Origin of the sequence: Faecalibacterium tardum, from assembly GCF_040096515.1 — a bacterium.
GTDB classification, from domain to species: Bacteria; Bacillota; Clostridia; order Oscillospirales; family Ruminococcaceae; genus Faecalibacterium; species Faecalibacterium tardum.
Window position 1 is genome coordinate 1 of record NZ_JBBMEO010000014.1, and the last position, 19,918, is coordinate 19,918.

14 protein-coding genes are annotated in these 19,918 nt (G+C 61.0%); 12 read left to right on the forward strand and 2 right to left on the reverse strand.

Translation table 11 applies throughout. From position 1 onward, the window contains the following. Window positions 1-128: 128 nt before the first annotated feature. Window positions 129-2,012: a peptidoglycan D,D-transpeptidase FtsI family protein gene (locus WMO44_RS09285; protein WP_349152401.1), complete on the reverse strand. Its 1,884-nt coding sequence runs from the start codon at window positions 2,010-2,012 to the stop codon at window positions 129-131. 149 nt (window positions 2,013-2,161) lie between these two features. Between WMO44_RS09285 and WMO44_RS09290 the strand changes: the two genes are divergently transcribed. The 5 genes from WMO44_RS09290 (at window position 2,162) to WMO44_RS09310 (ending at window position 9,471) form a co-directional block, all read left to right on the forward strand. Then, the gene (locus WMO44_RS09290) at window positions 2,162-3,244 is read left to right on the forward strand and encodes an FtsW/RodA/SpoVE family cell cycle protein (RefSeq protein ID WP_349152452.1); all 1,083 of its coding nucleotides are present in this window, start codon (window positions 2,162-2,164) and stop codon (window positions 3,242-3,244) included. Window positions 3,245-3,424: 180 nt separating this feature from the next. Beyond that, the gene (locus tag WMO44_RS09295) at window positions 3,425-4,756 is read left to right on the forward strand and encodes a UDP-N-acetylglucosamine 1-carboxyvinyltransferase (RefSeq protein ID WP_349152402.1); all 1,332 of its coding nucleotides are present in this window, start codon (window positions 3,425-3,427) and stop codon (window positions 4,754-4,756) included. A gap of 86 nt (window positions 4,757-4,842) precedes the next feature. Next, entirely contained in the window at window positions 4,843-6,018 is a 1,176-nt protein-coding gene (ftsZ, locus tag WMO44_RS09300; RefSeq protein ID WP_349152403.1) for a cell division protein FtsZ, read from the forward strand. Between the two features lie 79 nt (window positions 6,019-6,097). Further along, the gene (locus WMO44_RS09305; RefSeq protein ID WP_055186828.1) at window positions 6,098-6,655 is read left to right on the forward strand and encodes a hypothetical protein; all 558 of its coding nucleotides are present in this window, start codon (window positions 6,098-6,100) and stop codon (window positions 6,653-6,655) included. 440 nt (window positions 6,656-7,095) lie between these two features. Further along, complete coding sequence (locus tag WMO44_RS09310) at window positions 7,096-9,471, forward strand: diguanylate cyclase domain-containing protein (RefSeq protein WP_349152404.1); 2,376 nt, start codon at window positions 7,096-7,098, stop codon at window positions 9,469-9,471. A gap of 75 nt (window positions 9,472-9,546) precedes the next feature. On the opposite strand, the gene epsC is transcribed toward WMO44_RS09310, so the two are convergent. Next, complete coding sequence (epsC, locus tag WMO44_RS09315) at window positions 9,547-10,218, reverse strand: serine O-acetyltransferase EpsC (RefSeq protein ID WP_055186830.1); 672 nt, start codon at window positions 10,216-10,218, stop codon at window positions 9,547-9,549. Between the two features lie 468 nt (window positions 10,219-10,686). Between epsC and WMO44_RS09320 the strand changes: the two genes are divergently transcribed. The 7 genes from WMO44_RS09320 (at window position 10,687) to carB (ending at window position 19,722) form a co-directional block, all read left to right on the forward strand. Beyond that, complete coding sequence (locus WMO44_RS09320; protein WP_055186831.1) at window positions 10,687-11,877, forward strand: dihydroorotase; 1,191 nt, start codon at window positions 10,687-10,689, stop codon at window positions 11,875-11,877. A gap of 176 nt (window positions 11,878-12,053) precedes the next feature. Next, window positions 12,054-12,920, forward strand: a complete 867-nt coding sequence (gene pyrF / locus WMO44_RS09325; RefSeq protein ID WP_055186832.1) for an orotidine-5'-phosphate decarboxylase — start codon at window positions 12,054-12,056, stop codon at window positions 12,918-12,920. Next, complete coding sequence (locus WMO44_RS09330; RefSeq protein ID WP_249251165.1) at window positions 12,901-13,674, forward strand: dihydroorotate dehydrogenase electron transfer subunit; 774 nt, start codon at window positions 12,901-12,903, stop codon at window positions 13,672-13,674. The genes pyrF and WMO44_RS09330 overlap by 20 nt, the downstream gene beginning before the upstream one ends. Further along, window positions 13,674-14,600, forward strand: a complete 927-nt coding sequence (locus tag WMO44_RS09335) for a dihydroorotate dehydrogenase (protein ID WP_055186834.1) — start codon at window positions 13,674-13,676, stop codon at window positions 14,598-14,600. Before WMO44_RS09330 ends, WMO44_RS09335 begins: the two co-directional genes overlap by 1 nt. Window positions 14,601-14,737: 137 nt before the next feature. Next, window positions 14,738-15,331, forward strand: a complete 594-nt coding sequence (pyrE, locus tag WMO44_RS09340; protein WP_005920457.1) for an orotate phosphoribosyltransferase — start codon at window positions 14,738-14,740, stop codon at window positions 15,329-15,331. A 31-nt stretch (window positions 15,332-15,362) separates the two neighbouring features. Continuing rightward, window positions 15,363-16,469 carry a carbamoyl phosphate synthase small subunit gene (locus WMO44_RS09345; RefSeq protein WP_097779315.1) on the forward strand — a complete coding sequence of 369 codons (1,107 nt, stop codon included), beginning with the start codon at window positions 15,363-15,365 and terminating at the stop codon, window positions 16,467-16,469. A gap of 1 nt (window position 16,470) precedes the next feature. Then, window positions 16,471-19,722 (forward strand): carbamoyl-phosphate synthase large subunit, encoded by a 3,252-nt coding sequence (gene carB / locus WMO44_RS09350; RefSeq protein ID WP_349152405.1) that lies wholly within the window; start codon window positions 16,471-16,473, stop codon window positions 19,720-19,722. Window positions 19,723-19,918: the final 196 nt, after the last annotated feature.

Genomic DNA, 19,918 nt, shown 5'->3' on the forward strand with positions numbered 1-19,918 from the left:
GTGGAGTCCAGAGGTAGGGAGGGGGGAGTCGGAACACCCCTCCCTGCCTCTGGCCCAGCGGAGCGTCCCTGCACGCTTGAGCAAGTAGAAAGTTTCTCTGGCAGCAAAGCTGCAACTGCCGTTTGCCGTCATGCCCCATCAAAGCTGTCCCCATCGGCGGGCAGGGCAGCGGCTTGCGCGTCTGCATTGCCGCTGTCTGCTGCCCGGGGGACGCCTTTGTACACCAGCGTCTGCTCCAGCACCTCGGCACAGACCGGTGCCGAGAGACTGCCGCCGGCGGTGGTCCAGCTGTGGGGCTCATCCAGACAGACCAGACACAAAAACTGCGGGTCATCGATGGGGGCTACCGCCACAAAGCTGGCAATGCGGGCCTTCTCGTCGGCGCTGTCCAGCTTTTGGCTGGTGCCGCTTTTGCCGCCCACCCGGTAGCCCGCGATCTGCGCGTTGCGCCCGCCGCCGTACAGCACAACTGCCTCCATCATCTCCCGCATGGTGGCAGAGGTGGCGGGCTGGATCACCTGCCGTTTGCACACCGGGGCATTGTGCTGCAAAATGCTGCCGTCCGGCGCAAGAATATCCGAGACCAGATACGGCTGCATCAGCTTGCCGCCGTTCACCACCGCGCAGACGGCGGCAGCCATTTCCAGATACGAGATCTTGCTGCTCTGCCCGAAGGCACAGGAGGCCAGCTCCACCGGCCCCATGCGGTCGGCGGTGTAGTACAGGCTTTTTTTCGGCTCGGCGGGCAGGTCGATGCCGGTGGGCTCCCGCAGGCCGAAGGCAGCAAAATAATCGCAAAAGGCCTGCTTACCCAGCCGCGCCCCGATCTGGATAAAGCTCTGGTTGCAGGAGTTTTCCAGCGCTTGGGTCACGGTCTGGCTGCCGTGGCGCTTGTGGTTGGCGCAGTGGAACCGCGTGCCCGCCACCGAGATAGAGTCTCCGCAGTAAAAGGTGGAGTGCCGGGTGATGGCACCGGCGTCCAGCGCCGCCGCGCAGGTGATGAGCTTGAACACGCTGCCCGGCTCATATAAGTCGCTTACCGCCTTGTTGCGCCACTGGGTCTGCTGCGCCAGCTGCAGGGCGGCGGCGCGCTCTTTACCGGAAAGGGCATCTACGGCAGCGCGTGCGGCTTTGTCGGCGATGACCCGGGGCTGGTTGGGGTCGTAGGCCGGGGTGGTAGCCATGGCCAGCACTGCCCCGGTGTTCACCTCCATCACGATGCCCACGCTGCGGGCAGCTACATGATGCTCCTGCACCGCATAATTCAACGCATTTTCAAGATAATGTTGAATATTTGCATCGATGGTCAGCCGCAGCCCGCTGCCCTCCACCGGAGCAAGTTCGGTCTCGTAGCTCTGCGCCAGTGTGTAGCCCCAAGCGTTCACGGCGGTCAGCACTACCCCGTTCTGCCCGGTAAGGGTGTCGTTGTATTCGAGCTCCAGCCCGCTGACCCCGGCGTTGTCTACGTTGGTGAACCCCAGCACCGAGGCCAGAAACTCCCCCTGCGGGTACCAGCGCTTGGAATCCTGATTGATGCGCACGCCGGTAATGCCGTTCGCCGCGCAGAAATCCCGCACGGCATCGGCGGTTTCCCGCTCCACCCGATAACGCAAAAGGCAGTCGTTGGAGCGTCGGTCGCTGAACTTTTCCAGCAGCTTTGCCTCGTCCAGTTCCAGAATCTCCGCAAGCCCCTTGGCGGCAAGGGCAAGCTTATCCTCCGGCATCTCCCGGGGGCTGGCACGCAGGGTCCAGCAGCTGCTGTTGGCGGCAAGCAGCGCGCCGTCAGCGCTGTATATCTTGCCCCGGTCGGCGGGCACGACAGTGTCCCGCAGCTGCTGTCCCAGCGCCCGCTGGGTGTACCAGACGCCGGTGCATAATTGCAGCCAGAACAGCCGCCCGATCAGCCCTGCAAAGCAGACGGCGCACAGGCCCACCGCAATGAGCCGTGCCCGCAGACGGAACGCCCGCTCTGGCAAAGTATGCAGAGCGTCCGTGGGTTTTGAGCCGCACATGGCAGCACCCCCTTTGCGGACAGTGTATGCGCCCGGCAGCAGCTTGTATGACTAACCGCCCCCGCACCCGCGTACAATAACAGAAACGGAGGTGACCGGGATTGCACAGAACTGCTGCCCGCAAAGGGCTGCTGCGGCCGTTGCCGCCCATGGACCTGCCCTTTCTGGTGCTGGTGCTCACACTGGTAGCCTTTGGGCTGGTGATGCTGTGCAGCGCCAGCAGCGCGGTGGCGCTGTACCGGCGGCAGGACGCCTTTGCCTATGTGCGGCCACAGCTGCTGTACGCCGCCATGGGGCTGGTAGCCATGTGGATGGCCAGCCGGGTGGACTACCACATCTATCACAAGCTGGCGTGGCCGCTGCTGGCGCTCTCGCTGGTGCTGCTGACGGCGGTGCTGTTCATGCCGGAGTATAACGGCTGCAAGCGCTGGCTGGTGCTGCCGGGGCTGGGCACATTACAGCCTAGCGAAATCGCCAAATTTGCGGTGGTGCTGGTATTTGCTCACATCATCGCTTTGAACCACGACCGCATGGGCAGCTTTGCAGTAGGGGTAGTGCCCTTTGCGCTGGTGCTGGTGGTGGTGGCGATACTCATGCTGCTGGAGCCCCACCTTTCCGGTACAGTGTTGATTTTAAGCATCGGCGCGGTGCTCATGTTCGTGGGCGGCACCGGGCTGCGGTGGTTTATGCTGGCAGGGGCGGGCGGCGCTGCCGCCATCGGCACGGCCATCGTGCTGATGCCGGAGCTGGTGCCCTACGCCGCCGACCGGCTTAATTCGTGGCTGGACCCCTTTGCCGACCCGCTGGGTGACGGCCACCAGACCATCCAAAGCCTGTACGCCATCGGCAGCGGCGGGGCGGCGGGGCTGGGGCTGGGCAACAGCCGCCAGAAGCATCTGTTCGTGCCCGAGCCGCAGAATGACTTCATCTTTTCCATCCTCTGCGAGGAACTGGGCTTTCTAGGGGCGTGCGCGGTGATATTGCTGTTCAGCGCGCTGCTGTGGCGGGGCATCACGCTGGCGGCGCACGCGCCGGACCGCTTTGGCGCACTGCTGGTGGTGGGTTTTGTGGTGCAGGTGGCGCTGCAGGCGGTGCTGAACATCGCGGTGGTCACCAACACCATCCCCAACACCGGCATCAGTCTGCCCTTTTTCTCCTCCGGCGGCACCAGCCTGATGATGCTTCTGGGCGAGATGGGCATCGTGCTTTCCGTCTCTCGGGGCGAAAGCTGATAAAAGGCTGCATTTCCTGCCGCAATGGGGCAGCAGCGGCGCGGAAATACCGGAAAAACACGGACAAATGACCGGACAAACCCAGCAGACAGCGGGAAGGCCGTTTCCGACGCGATTTTTTGACCAAAGACCCTCGTTTTGCATACCATGGGGTATCTTTTGCAGAACGGGGGTCTTGGCATGGCTGGGGATTGGATCATTACGGGTGGACGGCCTTTGCAGGGCAGGGTGGAACTGCCTGCGGCCAAAAACAGTGTGCTGCCGCTGCTGGCAGCTGCGCTGCTGTGCAGCGGGCCGGTGCGGCTGCAAAATGTGCCGCGCCTGACCGACGTGGAGGACTGTCTTGCCCTGCTGCGGGGCGTGGGCTGCACGGCGGGCTGGCAGGGCGCAGCGCTGGCGGTGCAGGGGCAGCCCATGCGCACCGACCTTGCACCGGAGGCCGCAGGCAGAATGCGGGCATCCATCCTGTTCTGCGCGCCGCTGCTGGCGCGGCTTGGGCGGGTGAGCACCGTGCTGCCCGGGGGCTGCCGCATCGGGGCAAGACCCATCGACCTGCATTTGCAGGGGCTGGCGCAGATGGGCGTGCGGCAGCTGCCCGCTGCGCCCGGACAGCTTACACTGTACGCCCCGGCGGGGCTGCGGGGCGCAGAAATTTGTCTTACTTTCCCCAGCGTGGGCGCTACCGAAACGCTGCTGCTGGCCGCTGCTACGGCGCAGGGGCAGACCGTGCTGCATGGTGCCGCAAAGGAACCGGAGATCGTGGATCTTGCCGCCTTCCTCAACGTCTGCGGCGGCTGCGTGGAGGGCGCGGGCACCGACACCATCCGGGTGCAGGGAAAGCGCTGCCTTGCAGGCTGCACCTTTGCGCCGGTGGCAGACCGTATCATCGCCTCTACGCTGGCCTGTGCGGCGGCGGCAGCCGGAGGGCGGGTGGAGCTGGCAGGCTGTGCGCCCGGGCTGTATGCGCCGCTGCTGGAAATTCTGGAACAAATGGGCTGCACCGTAGAGTGTGCACGCGATGCTGCCGCCATTTCACGGTTCGGGGCGTTGCGCGGCGCGGGAAATGTGCACACCGCACCTTATCCCGGCCTTGCCACGGACGCCGCCCCGCTGCTGGCGGCGGTGATGCTCTGCGCACAGGGCGAAAGCAGCTTGCAGGACAGGGTGTTTGAACACCGTTTTGCCTGCGCCGAGGGCTTTGCGGCGCTGGGGGCAAACGTCCGGGTGGCAGAGCGCACCTTGTATGTGCAGCCCGCCGGGGTGCTGCACGGGGCAAAGCTGACCGCACCGGACCTGCGAGGCGGGGCGGCGCTGGTGCTTGCGGCACTGGCTGCCCGGGGCAGCAGCCGCCTTGGCGGAACAGAATTTATCCGGCGCGGGTATGCAGACCTTGACCGGCTTTTGGCGGGGCTGGGCGCACAGATTTGGCAGGAAATACCCGCCCGGAGTGGGGTTATGAAAAAAACACCCACGAAAAAGCAATTTTGTCTTGCAATCGGAATGAAAAAATGATACGATACTGTTATATAAGTATCGTATGATAATATCTGTGCGGCTTTTGCGCAGTTCCACATAAAAATCCGATGGAGGACAAAGTTATGGCATTGATGCTCGATGAAGAACTGGACGAGAACGTTACGACGATCAAGGTGATCGGTGTGGGCGGCGGCGGCGGCAACGCCGTGAACCGCATGGTGAGCGATGGCCTGCAGGGCGTGGAGTTCATCGCCATGAATACTGACCAGCAGGCACTGGCTAAGAACCATGCCTCGGTCAAGGTACAGCTGGGTTCCAAGCTGACCAAGGGTCGTGGTGCGGGTGCAGACCCGGAGATCGGTCAGCGCGCCGCTGAAGAAAGCAAGGACGAGATCGCCAACGCCCTCAAGGGCTCCCAGATGGTCTTTATCACCGCCGGTATGGGCGGCGGCACCGGCACCGGTGCGGCACCCGTTGTGGCCGAGGTGGCACACGACTTGGGCATTCTGACCGTTGGCATCGTTACCAAGCCCTTCTCCTTTGAGGGCAAGCGCAAGATGGGTCTGGCCGAGCAGGGCATTGCCAACCTGCTGATGCACGTTGACAGCCTGATCGTCATCCCCAACGAGCGCCTGAAGATGATCAGCCAGGAAAAGATCACCCTGATGAACGCCTTCCAGGCCGCCGATAACGTGCTGCGTCAGGGCGTTGAGTCCATCTCTGCCCTGATCAACGTGCCCGCCTTCATCAACCTGGACTTCGCCGACGTGCGCTCCATCATGAAGGATGCCGGCTACGCCCACATGGGCGTGGGCAGCGCCAAGGGTGCCGGCAAGGCTGAGAACGCCGCCAAGGCTGCTATCTCCAGCCCGCTGCTGGAGACCAGCATCGCAGGCGCACACGGCGTTATCATCAACATCACTTCCAGCCCGGACATCGGTCTGGAGGACGTGGAGACCGCCGCAGGCCTCATTACCCAGAGCGCACATCCCGATGCAAACATTATCTGGGGTACTGCCTTTGATGAGAATCTGTCCGATGAGATGCGTGTGACCGTTGTGGCCACCGGCTTCGACAACAAGAGCGCCAGCGACCTGCGCAACAGCATCAACAACGCCATGGGCGGTGCACAGTCTGTGCCGTCTGCGGTGTTCAGCAGCGACACCGGCGCAGCCGCAGCCCCGGTAAGCAATGCCGCACCGGCTGCTGCCCCGGCTGAAAAGAAGGCTGTGGAAGAGGAAAGCAGCGACAATCGTTACTACGACGAGCTGCTGGCCATCCTGAACAAGCGGAAGTAATTACAGGCTACAATGGGGCTGGCAGCTGCGCCCATGCGGTCAGCGCAAGCCCCGTGCAAGGTGTGCATGGGAGGGCATCATGGTGCAGACAGAGCGGGAGACCGGTGCCCTGCGCGGACAATTTGCCCGGCAGGCCGCTGTACAGGCATCTGCCGCAGCACAGGCGGAAAGCGCCCGGGCGCAGGCAGAGCAGCTGAGCCGCAAGCTGGCTGCGGCACGCGCCGAGGTGCGCCGGTACCAGACCCGGATGTTCGCCTTTGAGCGCACCCTGCTTGCCCTCAAGCACGAGAATGCAGAGCTGGAAGCCGCCTGTGAGCAGGCACGGGAGCAGCTGGAACAGGCCAATGCCCGGGCAGAACAGGCTGAGGCCGCCTGCCGCAGAGCGGAAGCTGCTCTTGCTGCCATGCAGCAGACTGCCTCGGAAGCACCCGTGCAGCCGGATACAGCCCCCGAGGTTGAGCCGCAGTGCGACACTGTCCCGGAACAGCCTGTACCGGAGACGGAAGAGACTCTCTGTGCCCCGGAACAGGCGCTGCCCCCGGAGCCCGCACAGCCTGCATGGCAGCCGGAGACCCGGCTGGAGCAGATGGCTGCGGAGCTGATGGGCTGGTTCGATGCCATGATGCCCCAAGAATGAACCTAGAAAGGACTGTTGCGTGTTATGCGCAGCGGTCCTTTTTCTTTCAGAGTGGGACGATTTAAAATGCGCTCCGCTTTGCTTTGCGCATCATCAAAGGTTTATATTTCGCGGTTGCCGCGCTCTGCGGAGCGCGGCAACCGCATTTTCACAGGAAGGGCTGTAACGACAAACGGCTTGCTTTCGAACAACGTTTGCAAAGGGTACTGTAAAAATTGGATTGCATTTATACAACCGGGAATGAGAACGCTTGCAGAAAATACCGGAAAATGGCAGAAATGTTGCACGCAGCCTTGCATTTTGCTGTAAAATCCAGTAAAGTATAAATGAATGCAATAAATCGGATGCCGGGGAAAGCCCGCTGCATTCGATTAGTGCGGACGGTACACCCGGAACAAAGCCGGAGCAGATGGATGCGCCGCAAAAGGAGAAACATGGCCATGAACGAGAAACCGAAGATCCTGATCGCGGATGATTCCGAGATCAACCGTGCCCTGCTCAAGGAGATACTGGGCGATGGCTATGACTATCTGGAAGCAGAGGACGGCGCAGCGGCAGTGGAGCTGATGCGGCAGCGCACGGATATCTCTCTGTTGCTGCTGGACCTGATGATGCCCGGCATGGACGGCTTTGATGTGCTGCGGGTGATGAAGTACCACGCATGGCTGGACGAGATCCCGGTCATCGTCATTTCGGCGACAGAGGACACCGCCAACATCGAGCGCGCCTACGATCTGGGGGTAACGGATTATATCCGCCGTCCCTTCGAGCGGATCATGGTGCTGCGCCGGGTGAAGAATGTCCTCATGCTGTACGCCAAGCAAAAGCGGCTCACCCGCCTTGTCACCGATCAGGTGTACGAAAAAGAACACAACAGCGTGCTGATGATCAGCATCCTGAGCCATGTGGTGGAGTTCCGCAACAGCGAGAGCGGGCTGCATGTTCTGCACATCCGCACCCTGACCGACCTGCTTTTGCACCGGCTGGTGCAAAAGACCGATCGTTATCAGCTGGATGAAAGCGATATCGCCCGCATCAGCACCGCCTCGGCGCTGCACGATATCGGCAAGATCGTCATCCCGGAGGAGATCCTGAACAAGCCCGGACGCCTGACCGCCGAAGAGTTTGCCATTATCAAGAACCATACCGTGGCGGGTGCGCAGATGCTGCAGGATCTGGGACAGTCCATTGCCCGGGATGAGCCGCTGCTGCAGGTGGCGCACGCCATCTGTCGCTGGCATCATGAGCGCTGGGACGGCAATGGCTACCCTGACCGGCTGAAAGGGGACGAGATCCCCATTGCGGCGCAGGTGGTGGCGCTGGCAGACGTGTACGACGCCCTGACCAGCGAGCGCTGCTATAAGCACGCCTACGACCACGACACCGCGCTGCGCATGATCTTGAACGGCGAGTGCGGTGCCTTCAACCCGCTGCTGCTGGACTGCCTGCAAAAGTCCTCGGAGCAGCTGCGCACCGAGCTGACCCGCTCGGAGTGGGACAGGGGCTTCCGGCAGGAGACCCACCGCCTTTCGGAGGAGATTTTGCACCGGGAGGCGCTGCCCCGGGAGAACCACTCCCAGCTGCTGCTGGAACAGGAAAAGGAACGCACGGATTTCTACGCCGCCCAGTGCGGCGGCATCCGGTTCGACTACGACCTGCTGGCAGGCAGCGTGACCGTGTATGACTACCATGCCGAGCCCTTGCAGCAAAAAACGGTGACCGATTTTGCACAGGGCAGGGGACTTGGCTTTTTGAACGAGCAGGATCAGCGCAAGCTTTCCAAGGCCATCAGCCGCGCCACGCCGGAAGCACCGGACGTGGTGCTGCCGGTCATGGTGGAGCGGGACGGGAAACCGCACCTGCACCGGATGGCGCTGCACACCATCTGGAGCGGTGCCGGGGTGCGCCGCTGCGTGAACGTGCTGGGGCAGCTCACCGATGAACAGCACCGCGTGGAGCATCAGGCAGAGCTGCTGACTGCGACCGACCCGGAGGAAGATCCCGCCCGGTTCCTACGGCGGTTGCAGGGCATCTTTGATGTGGTGCGTCTGGTAGACCCGGAGCACCGCAAGGTGCTTGCGCTGGACAGTGACGGCATCCTGACCGAAAAGCCCGGCAACTGCCACATGGTATGGAACCGGGATACCCGGTGCGAAAACTGCATCTCGGCCAAAGCCTACGCTCGCAAGACCATTCTGAATAAGATCGAGTTCAAGGACGAGGAAGCCTATTTTGTCATTTCCAAGTACATCAAGGTAGGCGGCAGGGGCTGTATGCTGGAAATGGTCACCCGGCTGACGGATGGCCGCTGGCTGGATATGGGCGGCCACCGGCTGCTGCTGGACCGCTGCGACGGCATGGAACGCAGCGCCTTCGTAGACCCCCTGACCGGGGCCTACACCCGCCGCTATTTTGATAAATTCCTTGCCGGGGGCGAGATGCACGGCGGCGTGGCGATGATCGATGTGAACCAGTTCAAGTCGGTCAACGACAGCTTTGGGCATCTGGTGGGGGACGAGGCGCTGCAGACCGTGGCCGCAGCCATGCAAAGCTGCCTGCGCCAGACCGATATCCTGATCCGCTACGGCGGCGATGAATTTTTGCTGCTGATGCCCCAGAACTGCCCTGACGGCGTAGAAAGCGTTATCCGGCGGGTGCAGAACGCTGTGCAGGCGGCGCGGGTGCCCAGCCACCCGGAGCTCCGGCTTTCGGTAAGCATTGGCGGCGTGTGCAATGTGCAGCCCTTGACCGAGGCTATCCGGCAGGCCGATGCCCGGATGTACTGCAATAAAGAAAACGGTGAGCAGGTGTTATAACCGCAGCTGACAACAAAAAAGAGACAGGCGACCCTTTCCGGGAAGCCTGTCTCCTCTTTTTTTCAAAGAAATCTTTTATTTCCGCTGCCGGGCGGCGATCTGCGCGGCAGTGGGCGGGATATCGCCCTGCGCCGCTTTTTCCAACTGGCTCAGGCGGCGATCCAGATCGGTGAGCCGCTGCGAGACGATGTCCGGCAGATCCTGCTGGTCCAGATCGTCGGCGGGGTTCACCGCCTTGTTGTTGATGCGCACCACCTCGGCGGGCACGCCCACGGCGGTGCAGTTGGCGGGCAGGTTGCGCAGCACCACGCTGCCTGCACCGATGCGGGCGTTATCTCCGATGAACACCGGACCCAGCACCTTGGTGCCCGCGCCGATAAGCACGTTGTTGCCCAAGGTGGGGTGGCGTTTGCCGGTATCCTTGCCGGTACCGCCCAGCGTTACCCCGTGGTAGATGGTGCAGTTATCCCCGATCTCACAGGTCTCGCCGAACACGATGCCCATGCCATGGTCGATGAACAGACACTTGCCAATGGTGGCACCCGGGTGGATCTCGATGCCGGTGCGGTGGCGGCCATGTTGGCTGACCCATCGTGCCAGAAAAAAGTGCTTGTGCCCGTACAGCCAGTGCGCAATGCGGTGGTACACCAGAATATGGAATCCCGGGTACAGCAGCATTACCTCCAGCACGCTGCGTGCGGCGGGGTCCTTGCGCTGGATGTTCCGCGCGTCCTCAAGTAAACCCATGCGGAAAACCTCTCTTTCCCATAAACACCCGCCCACGCGGCGGGGCTCTCCCTTTTACCGTATTATAATAGCACAGCAGGAGACGAAAGTACAGTGCCGCGCTAGGGATTGTGGAACAAAATGGCATTTATTTTGCCGCGTGGCCCGGGTTTTGGGTAGAGTATCCAAAATTCGGCGAGAGATACCAGAAACCTTTTAGCACCTGTTTTTGCGCGCAGCCATTGACATATTTTGCGGTTCTATGATAAAATAATACGAATGAAAACGCAACCATCATAAAAAGGAGAAACACCATGCTGTGCAGCGCCCAGAACCCGAAACTGAACAAGCAGTTCGCGTCCGGTTTTGCCGTGGCTTCGTTGTTTCCTTTTTTTGCGCAATGAGCTTTTCCCTTTGCGGGGAAAAGTTTTTTTTTGCCCGTTTTCGGGCGTTTGATACACAAAAATACCATTACAGGAGGGAACCGCGATGCTGCTGACAAACGCTGTGAACACCGAGGGACGGCCGCTCGAGATCTATGTAAAGGATGGCAAAATCTCTGCCGTAGGGCAGGATCTTTCCGCCCTTGCCGCCGAGAACGAGACGGTGGTGGATGCCGGTGGGCTGACTGTGCTGCCCGCATTTGTGGATCTGCACTGCCACTGGCGCACTCCGGGCTTTGAGTACAAGGAGGACATCGAGACCGGCAGCCGCGCCGCTGCCGCCGGCGGCTACACCTTTGTAAACCTGATGCCCAACACAAAGCCCGTCTGCTCCTCTGCCGCACAGGCCATGATGGTGGAGCAGAAAGCTGCCGAGGTAGGGCTGTGCGATGCAAACCAGACTGTCTCCATCACCGAGAACTTTGACGGCGTGAGCATCGACCACCTCAAGACCCTGCCCGCCAGCGTGAAGTTCATCACCGAGGACGGCCACGGCGTGCAGGATAACGCCACCATGGCGCGGGCCTTTGCCATCTGCACCCAGAAGGACATCACGGTCATGAGCCACGCCGAGGATATGGAGATCAGCCCGTGGGACTACCGTCTGGCTGAGGACATCGAGACGGTGCGCAACTGCTGGCTGAGCGAGTACTACCAGACCCGGCTGCACATGTGCCATGTGTCCACCCGGGGCGCGCTGGACGCCATCCGCATGGCAAAGCTGCGGGGCGCACCCGTCACCTGTGAGGTGACCCCCCACCACCTGTGGTTCACCAACGATACCTGCGACTACCGTGTCAACCCGCCCATCCGCACCGCCGATGACGTGGAGGCGCTGGTGGAGGGCATCCGCACCGGCATCGTGGACGCCATTGCCACTGACCATGCACCCCACTCCGAAGAGGATAAGCTGAAGGGCATGGCCGGTATGGTGGGCAGCGAGACCGCCTTTGGCGTGTGCTACACCAAGCTCTGCAAGCAGGAGGGACTGCCGCTGGAGCTGCTGGTGCATCTAATGAGCACCCGCCCCGCCGAGATTCTGGGTCTTGCCAAGGGTCAGCTGGAGCCGGGCTTCGATGCCGATTTTGTGCTGGTGGATCTGGACACCCCCTACACGGTGGAAAAGGAAAAGCTGCACTCCAAGAGCCACAACACCCCCTTTGACGGTGCACAGCTCTACGGCAAGGTGTTTGCAACCATCAAGGCCGGTAAGATCACCTATCAGGCCGAGGAGTAAGAAGAACGAAACCCTCTCAGGCAAAGCCGTCAGGCTTTGTCTGAGAGTACGGAAAGCAGTTCGCATATTACGAAAAGAAACAGTTGCCCTCAAGAGAAAAAAGCTCCCCCTTCGGGGGAGCTGGCGCGCAAGCGCCTGAGAGGGTTCTACAATACGACTTACAGGAGGACACCCAAATGACGAACATGGACAAACTGTACGAAGCTGTGGAGGCTCGCGGCCCGGTGTGCGTAGGTCTGGACACCGATTTCAGCTACCTGCCCGCCGATTTTGTGGACAGCACCCTGACCAAGGGTGAGAACATCGTGCGCTTCAACAAAAAGCTCATTGATGCCACCAAGGCTGTGGCCGGCTGCTACAAGGTGCAGATCGCTTACTATGAGTCGCTGGGCATGGAGGGCATGAAGGCCTACGCCGACACCCTGAAGGCTGTGCGCGAGGCCGGTGTGCCGGTGATCGCGGACATCAAGCGCGGTGACATTGCCAAGACCGCCGAGATGTACGCCATGGGTCACTTCACCGGCGATTTTGAGAGCGATTTCGTCACGCTGGCACCCTACATGGGTCTGGACTCCATCAGCCCCTATCTGCCCTATGCTGAAAAACAGGGCAAGGGTATGTTCGTGCTCTGCCGCACCTCCAACGGCGGCGCCAAGGACTTTGAGTACGAGAAGCTGGCCGACGGCCGCCACGTTTACGATCTGGTGGGCGACAAGCTGAACGCGCTGGGCAAGGACTATATGGGCGAGCACGGCTACTCCTCCATCGGTCTGGTCATCGGCGGTACCCACATCGAGGAGGCCACCGAGATCCGCGCAAAGTATCAGGACAGCTTCTTCCTGATCCCCGGCTACGGCGCACAGGGCGGCAAGGCCGAGGATATCGCTCAGTACCTCACCAAGGGCAACGGCGGCGTGGTCAACTCCAGCCGCGGCATCCTGCTGGCTTACAAAAAGCAGCCGGGCGTTGCCTTTGACGAGGCCGCTTACAACGAGTGTGTGAACATGAAGGAGGCCATTGCTCATGCGTGCAGCCTGCTGTGAAGCCACCGTCCTGCGCAATGAGGTCATTGCCCCGGACATCCGCCTGCTGACCGTGGTGTGGCCGGACCGCGACCATGCCCCCCACGCAGGCCAGTTCTTCACCCTGCGCTCCTGGGGCGCAGACGAAGCCCCCTTCCTGTCCCGGCCCATCAGCGTGCACCGCTGGAACCCGGACAGCAGCACCATCGAGTTTTTGTATCAGGTGGTGGGCGAGGGCACCGAGAAGCTGGCACAGCTCAAGCAGCAGGATACCTTCCAGCTCACCGGCCCCATGGGCAACGGCTTTGATGTGCCGGACATCCTGAGCAAGTACAAAAAGATCGCCGTGGTGGGCGGCGGCATCGGCACTGCACCCATGTTCCAGCTTACCCGCGAGCTGGCCGCTGCCGGAGTAAAGCCGGATGTGTTCTTCGGCTTCCGCGATACCCCCTACTGCATGGAGGAGTACCGCAGCATCGCAAACCTCGTCAAGGTGTCCACCGACACCGGCGCGGTGGGCTTCCATGGCTTTGTCACCCAGCTGTACGACCCCGCCGATTACGACGTGGTGCTGGTGTGCGGCCCCACCGTGATGATGAAGAACGCCGCCCGCCTGTGTGCCGAAAAAGGCACCCCCTGCTTTGTGAGCATGGAAAAGAAGATGGCCTGCGGCATTGGTGCCTGCCTTGGCTGCACCTGCGAGACCAAGAGCGGCGAGGGCAAGAGCGTGTGCAAGAACGGCCCTGTATTTGACGCAACGGAGGTGTTCTTCTGATGGCAGACCTGAAAACCAACCTGCTGGGCTTTGTGATGAACAGCCCGGTCATCGGCGCATCCGGCACCGTGGGCTACGGTGTGGAGTACGAGGAACTGGCCGATTTTGCAAAGATCGGCGGCATCTCCGGCAAGGGGCTTACCCTGCACGGTCAGTACGGCAACAAGGGCGAGCGCCTGTGGGAGACCCCCTCCGGCCTCATCAACAGCATCGGCCTGCAGAACCCCGGCGTGCAGCACTTTATTGATGTGGAGCTGCCCGAGATGCTGGAACTGAAGCAGAAGTACGGCACGGTGGCCATTGCAAACCTTGGCGGCCACAGCGAGGAGGAGTATGTGGAGGGCGCTGCGATGCTGAGCGAGAGCGCAGTGGACATCGTGGAGCTGAACATCTCCTGCCCCAACGTCAAGGTGGGCGGCATGGCCTACGGCGTAAAGGCCGAAGCTGCCGGCGAGGTGGTGCGCATGGTGCGCGCTGCCTGCAAAAAGCCCCTGATGGTCAAGCTGAGCCCGCAGGCCGAGAATATCCCCGAGATGTGCAAGGCTGTGGAGGCCGCCGGTGCGGACGCCATCAGCCTGACCAACACCTTCCAGGCCTGTGCCATTGATCTGGAAAAGCGCCGCCCGGTGTTCAACAACATCTTTGCCGGTCTGTCCGGCCCGGCGGTACGCCCCATCGCCCTGCGCATGGTTTGGCAGGCCGTGGGTGCGGTGAACATCCCGGTGGTGGGTCTGGGCGGCATTGCCACCGGCCGCGACGCACTGGAGTTCATCATGGCAGGTGCTACCGCAGTGCAGGTGGGTGCTGCAAACTTTGCAAACCCCCGCGCGATGGAAACCATTGCTGACGAGATGGCAGCATGGATGGATAAGAACGGCGTGAAAACGCTGGACGAGATCCGCGGCTGCGCCCGTCATGCAGAATAAAAACTGATATATCCATAAAATATCTACAATTATGCGCATAAAATAAAACTTAACGCATAAATTTGCAAATGCCGTAAAAGCGTGGTACAATACCACCCAAAGGAATATACACCACTGAAAAGAGAGGGAGAAGTACAATGAGTGAAGCACTTGAAATTCTGAAGAGCTGTGACGCATTTCTGGAGGGTCACTTCCTGCTGTCCTCCGGCCGGCACTCCGGCGCATACTGCCAGATGGCTTATCTGCAGCAGTACCCGGACCGCTGCGCCGAGGTGATGAAGGCTGTGGCTGATAAGGTCAAGGAGATGGATGTGGACGTCATCGTCGGCCCTGCTATGGGTGGCATCGTGTACGCCTACGAGCTGGCCCGCCAGACCGGCAAGCGCGCTATCTTTACCGAGCGCGTGGACAACGTGATGTGCCTGAAGCGCTTTGCCATCCACCCGGGTGAAAAGTGCATCATCGCCGAGGACGTGGTGACCACCGGCATCTCCTCTCTGGAGACCAAGCGCGTCATCGAAGAGGCCGGCGGCATCTGCCTTGGCATCACCTGCGTGGTGGACCGCACCAAGCCCGAGGCTCCGTCTCCCATCCCCATTCTGGCCAGCGCCCTGAAGCTGGACCTGCCCAACTATACCCCGGAGGAGTGCCCCATCTGCAAGGAGGGCAAGCTGCCGCTGGTGCATCTGGGCAGCCGCAAGATGAAGCAGGAAGCAAAGCAGACCCTGTAAACTGAAAGCTTTTGTTGAAACGAGGAAAACTATGAACGCATATCTTCTTTTGGCAAACGGCATGGTCTTTGCCGGACAGTCCGTGGGCGCGCAGGGCGTGACCGTGGGCGAGGTGGTGTTCGCCACCGGCATGGTGGGCTTTCAGGAGACCCTGACCGACCCCAGCTACTATGGCCAGATCATCACCCAGACCTATCCCCTCATCGGTAACTACGGCATGAACCACGATGATATGGAGTCCGACCGCATTTGGGCAAAGGGCTACATCGTGCGCGAAGCCTGCACCACCCCCTCCAACTGGCGCTGTGAGGAGACGCTGGACAGCTTTTTGAAAAAGAACAACACCATCGGCATCGAGGGCATCGACACCCGCCACCTGACCCGCATCATCCGGGAGAGCGGCGTGATGAACGGCGCCATTCTGACCACCTTTGACCCCGCCGACCCGGCCAACAAGGCCGAGACCGAGGCACTGCTGGCTGAGATCCGTGCCTACGCCGTGACCGATGCCGTGAAGAACGTGACCTGCGCCGCACCCGAGGTGTTCAACCCGGAAGGCGAGACCCATATCGTGCTGATGCACTACGGCTGCAAGCGCAACATCGTGCGCTGCCTTGTCAAGCGCGGCTGCAAGGTGACCGTGATGCCCGCCTTTGCAACGGCAGAGCAGATCAAAGCCCTTGCCCCGGACGGCATTATGCTGTCCAACGGCCCCGGCGACCCCGCCGAGCCGGTGGAGATCATCGAGAACCTCAAGCACATCTTTGAGTTGAACATCCCCACCTTCGGCATCTGTCTGGGTCACCAGCTGTCCGCACTGGCAGCCGGTGCCAAGACCATGAAGCTGAAGTACGGCCACCGCGGTGCCAACCAGCCTGTGACCGACTTTGAGTCCGGTCGCACCTTTATCACCAGCCAGAACCACGGCTACGCGGTCGTGGGCGAGGAACTGCCCGCCGAGATGGGCGAGGTGGCACAGGTGAACGCCAACGACGGCACCTGCGAGGGCATCAAGTACAAAAAGTGGAACTGCTTTACCGTGCAGTTCCACCCGGAAGCAAACGGCGGCCCCAAGGATACCGAATTCCTGTTCGACCGCTTCCTGAACAACGTCAAAGCAGCAAAGGAGGCACGCTGAAATGCCGAAGGACCCCAGAATCAAAAAAGTGCTGGTCATTGGCTCCGGCCCTATCATCATTGGTCAGGCTGCGGAGTTTGACTACTCCGGCACGCAGGCCTGCCGCGCCCTGAAAGCAGAGGGCATCGAGGCCGTTCTGCTGAACTCCAACCCCGCTACCATCATGACCGACCCGGACGTGGCCGACCATGTGTATATCGAGCCCATGACGCTGGAAGTCGTGGAGCGCATTCTGGACATCGAAAAGCCGGACTCCGTGCTGCCCAACCTCGGCGGCCAGATGGGTCTGAACCTGTCCATGGAGCTGGCACGCTCCGGTTATCTGGACCGCACCGGCATCCGTCTGCTGGCCTGCAATCCCGAGACCATCGACCGTGCCGAGGACCGCGAGCTGTTCAAGGAGACCATGGAAAAGCTGCACCAGCCCATCATCCCCTCTGAGGTGGTGGAGACGCTGCAGGACGCACTGGACTGCGCCGACCGCATCGGCTACCCGGTCATCGTGCGCCCGGCCTTTACCATGGGCGGCACCGGCGGCGGCATCTGCGAGACCCGCGAAAAGCTGATCGAGATCGGCACCAACGGCCTGCGCCTTTCTCCCATCCATCAGATCCTGGTGGAAAAGTGCATCGCCGGCTGGAAAGAGATCGAGTACGAGGTGATGCGCGACCACAAGGGCAACGTGATCACCGTATGTAACATGGAAAACCTCGACCCCGTGGGCATCCACACCGGCGACTCGGTGGTCGTGGCTCCCTCCCAGACCCTGACCGACCACGAGTACCAGATGCTGCGTACCGCCGCACTGGATATTATCACCGAGCTGGGCATCGAGGGCGGCTGCAACTGCCAGTTTGCCCTGAAGCCGGACAGCTTCGACTACGCGGTCATCGAGGTCAACCCCCGTGTGTCCCGCTCCTCCGCGCTGGCTTCCAAGGCTACCGGCTACCCCATTGCCAAGGTGGCTACCAAGATCGCCATCGGCTACACGCTGGACGAGATCACCAACGACGTCACCGGCAAGACCTGCGCCTGCTTCGAGCCTGCGCTGGACTACATCGTGGTCAAGTACCCGAAGTGGCCCTTTGATAAGTTCGTCTACGCCGACAAATCTCTGGGCACCCAGATGATGGCTACCGGCGAGGTGATGAGCATCGGCAACAGCTTCGAGGCCGCCATGATGAAGGCTGTTTCCTCCATTGAGCTGGGCATGGATACCCTGACCCACAAGCCCTTTGAGGAGCTGACCGACGAGGAAGTGGTGGAGCACATGCACGTTCAGGACGCCGAGCGCGTGTTCTGCGTGTACGAAGCGCTGAAGCGCGGCATCGACCACAAGGTCATCTACGATATCACCAAGATTGACTGGTGGTTCCTGGACAAGATGCAGCATCTGGCAGATCTGGAAAAGGGTCTGGCACAGTGCAACGGTGTGCTGTCTCTGGAGCAGTACAAGACTGCCAAGAAGTACGGCTTCCAGGATAAGACCATCCGCCGTCTGGCACAGGTGGACACCCTGCCCGTGGAGAACTACCGCGCCGGCTTCAAGATGGTGGATACCTGCGCTGCCGAGTTCTCGGCCAACACCCCCTACTTCTACTCCACCTACGACGGCGACAACGAGGCTGCAAGCTTCATCGCCGAGAAGGAAGCCGAGACCGCTGCCAAGGGCGAGCCCAAAAAGAAGAAGGTTCTGGTCTTTGGCTCCGGCCCCATCCGCATCGGTCAGGGCATCGAGTTCGACTACTGCTCTGTGCACTGCGTATGGACGCTGAAAAAGAACGGCTGCGAGGCCATTCTGGTCAACAACAACCCCGAGACTGTTTCCACCGACTTTGATACCGGCGACCGCCTGTACTTTGACCCGCTGAACCCGGAGAGCGTGGACAACATCATTGCCACCGAAAAGCCGGATGCCTGCGTGGTGCAGTTCGGCGGACAGACCGCCATCAAGCTGGCCAAGCACATGGACGAGATCGGTCTGCCCATTCTGGGCACCCCGGCGGACGCCATTGACGAGGCCGAGGACCGCGAGCGCTTTGATGAGCTGCTGGAGCGCTGCAACATCCCCCGCGCTCCGGGCCGCACCGTGTTCAATCTGGACGAGGCTCTGGCCGCTGCCGAGGAGATCGGTCTGCCGGTGCTGATGCGTCCCTCCTATGTGCTGGGCGGTCAGAACATGATCGTGGCCTACAACAAGGCGGATATCATCGAGTACATGGGCGTTATCACCGAGCACGTTGACATGGATCACCCGGTGCTGCTGGATAAGTACATCATGGGTACCGAGTGCGAGGTGGACGCCATCTGCGACGGCGAAAACTTCCTGATCCCCGGCATCATGGAGCAGGTGGAGCGCACTGGCGTGCACTCCGGCGACTCCATCTGTGTCTACCCGGCACAGCACCTGACGCAGGACGAGATCGACACCATGGTAGACTATACCGGTCGCTTTGCCCGCGAGCTGCACGTCACCGGTCTGGTCAACGTGCAGTACGCCGTTTCCCATGGCCGTGTGTATGTCATCGAGGTGAACCCCCGCTCCTCCCGTACCGTGCCTTATATCTCCAAGGTCACCGGCGTGCCCATGGTGGATATGGCCGTGCGCTGCTGCTTGGGCGAGAAGCTGACGGATATGGGCTACGGCACCGGTCTGCACCCCAACGCCCCCTATGTGGCGGTAAAGGTGCCCGTGTTCAGCTTTGAAAAGCTGCACGCCGTGGATACCCAGTTCGGCCCCGAGATGAAGTCCACCGGCGAGGTGCTGGGTATTGCGCCCAACTACCACGATGCCCTGCTCAAGGGTCTGATCGGTGCAGGCTACACCTTCAAGACTCCCGGCCCGGGCAGCTGCTGCATCTTTACCGTGAAGGACAGCGACAAGCCCGAGTTCGTGGATATTGCATGGAAGCTGAAGGATATGGGCTATAAGCTCTACGGTACCTCCGGCACCTGTGCATGGCTCAACAAGCACATGGTTCCCTGCAACGAGGTGCGCAACATCTCCGGCGAGGCACCCAACATCGTGGATCTGCTGCAGAGCGGTCTGGTGGACTATGTGTTCTCCACCAGCGCCAAGGGTCGTGACCCCCGGCGCGATTCCGTCCGTCTGCGCCGTAAGGCCGTGGAGCTGAGCATCCCCTGCATCACCGCAGTGGACACCGCCGCCTCTCTGGTGGACTGTCTGCGCAGCGAGCACAGTCTGGCAAACATCCCGCTGGTGGATATCGCCACTCTGTACCGCGGCAAATAAGCCCTGAGACCCGCATAAAATAGTTCTGTACAGCGCCTGCCGAAACGGTGGGCGCTGTATTTGTGCGGGGTGCACGGAACTGAATATAGTTCGTGTGCAATAAGATACATTTCGTGCGCAATCCATCGAAAACAGTACGAGAAATATGTTATACTCAACAACGCAAAATTTGCCAAAAGACGTTACTTTTGGACAT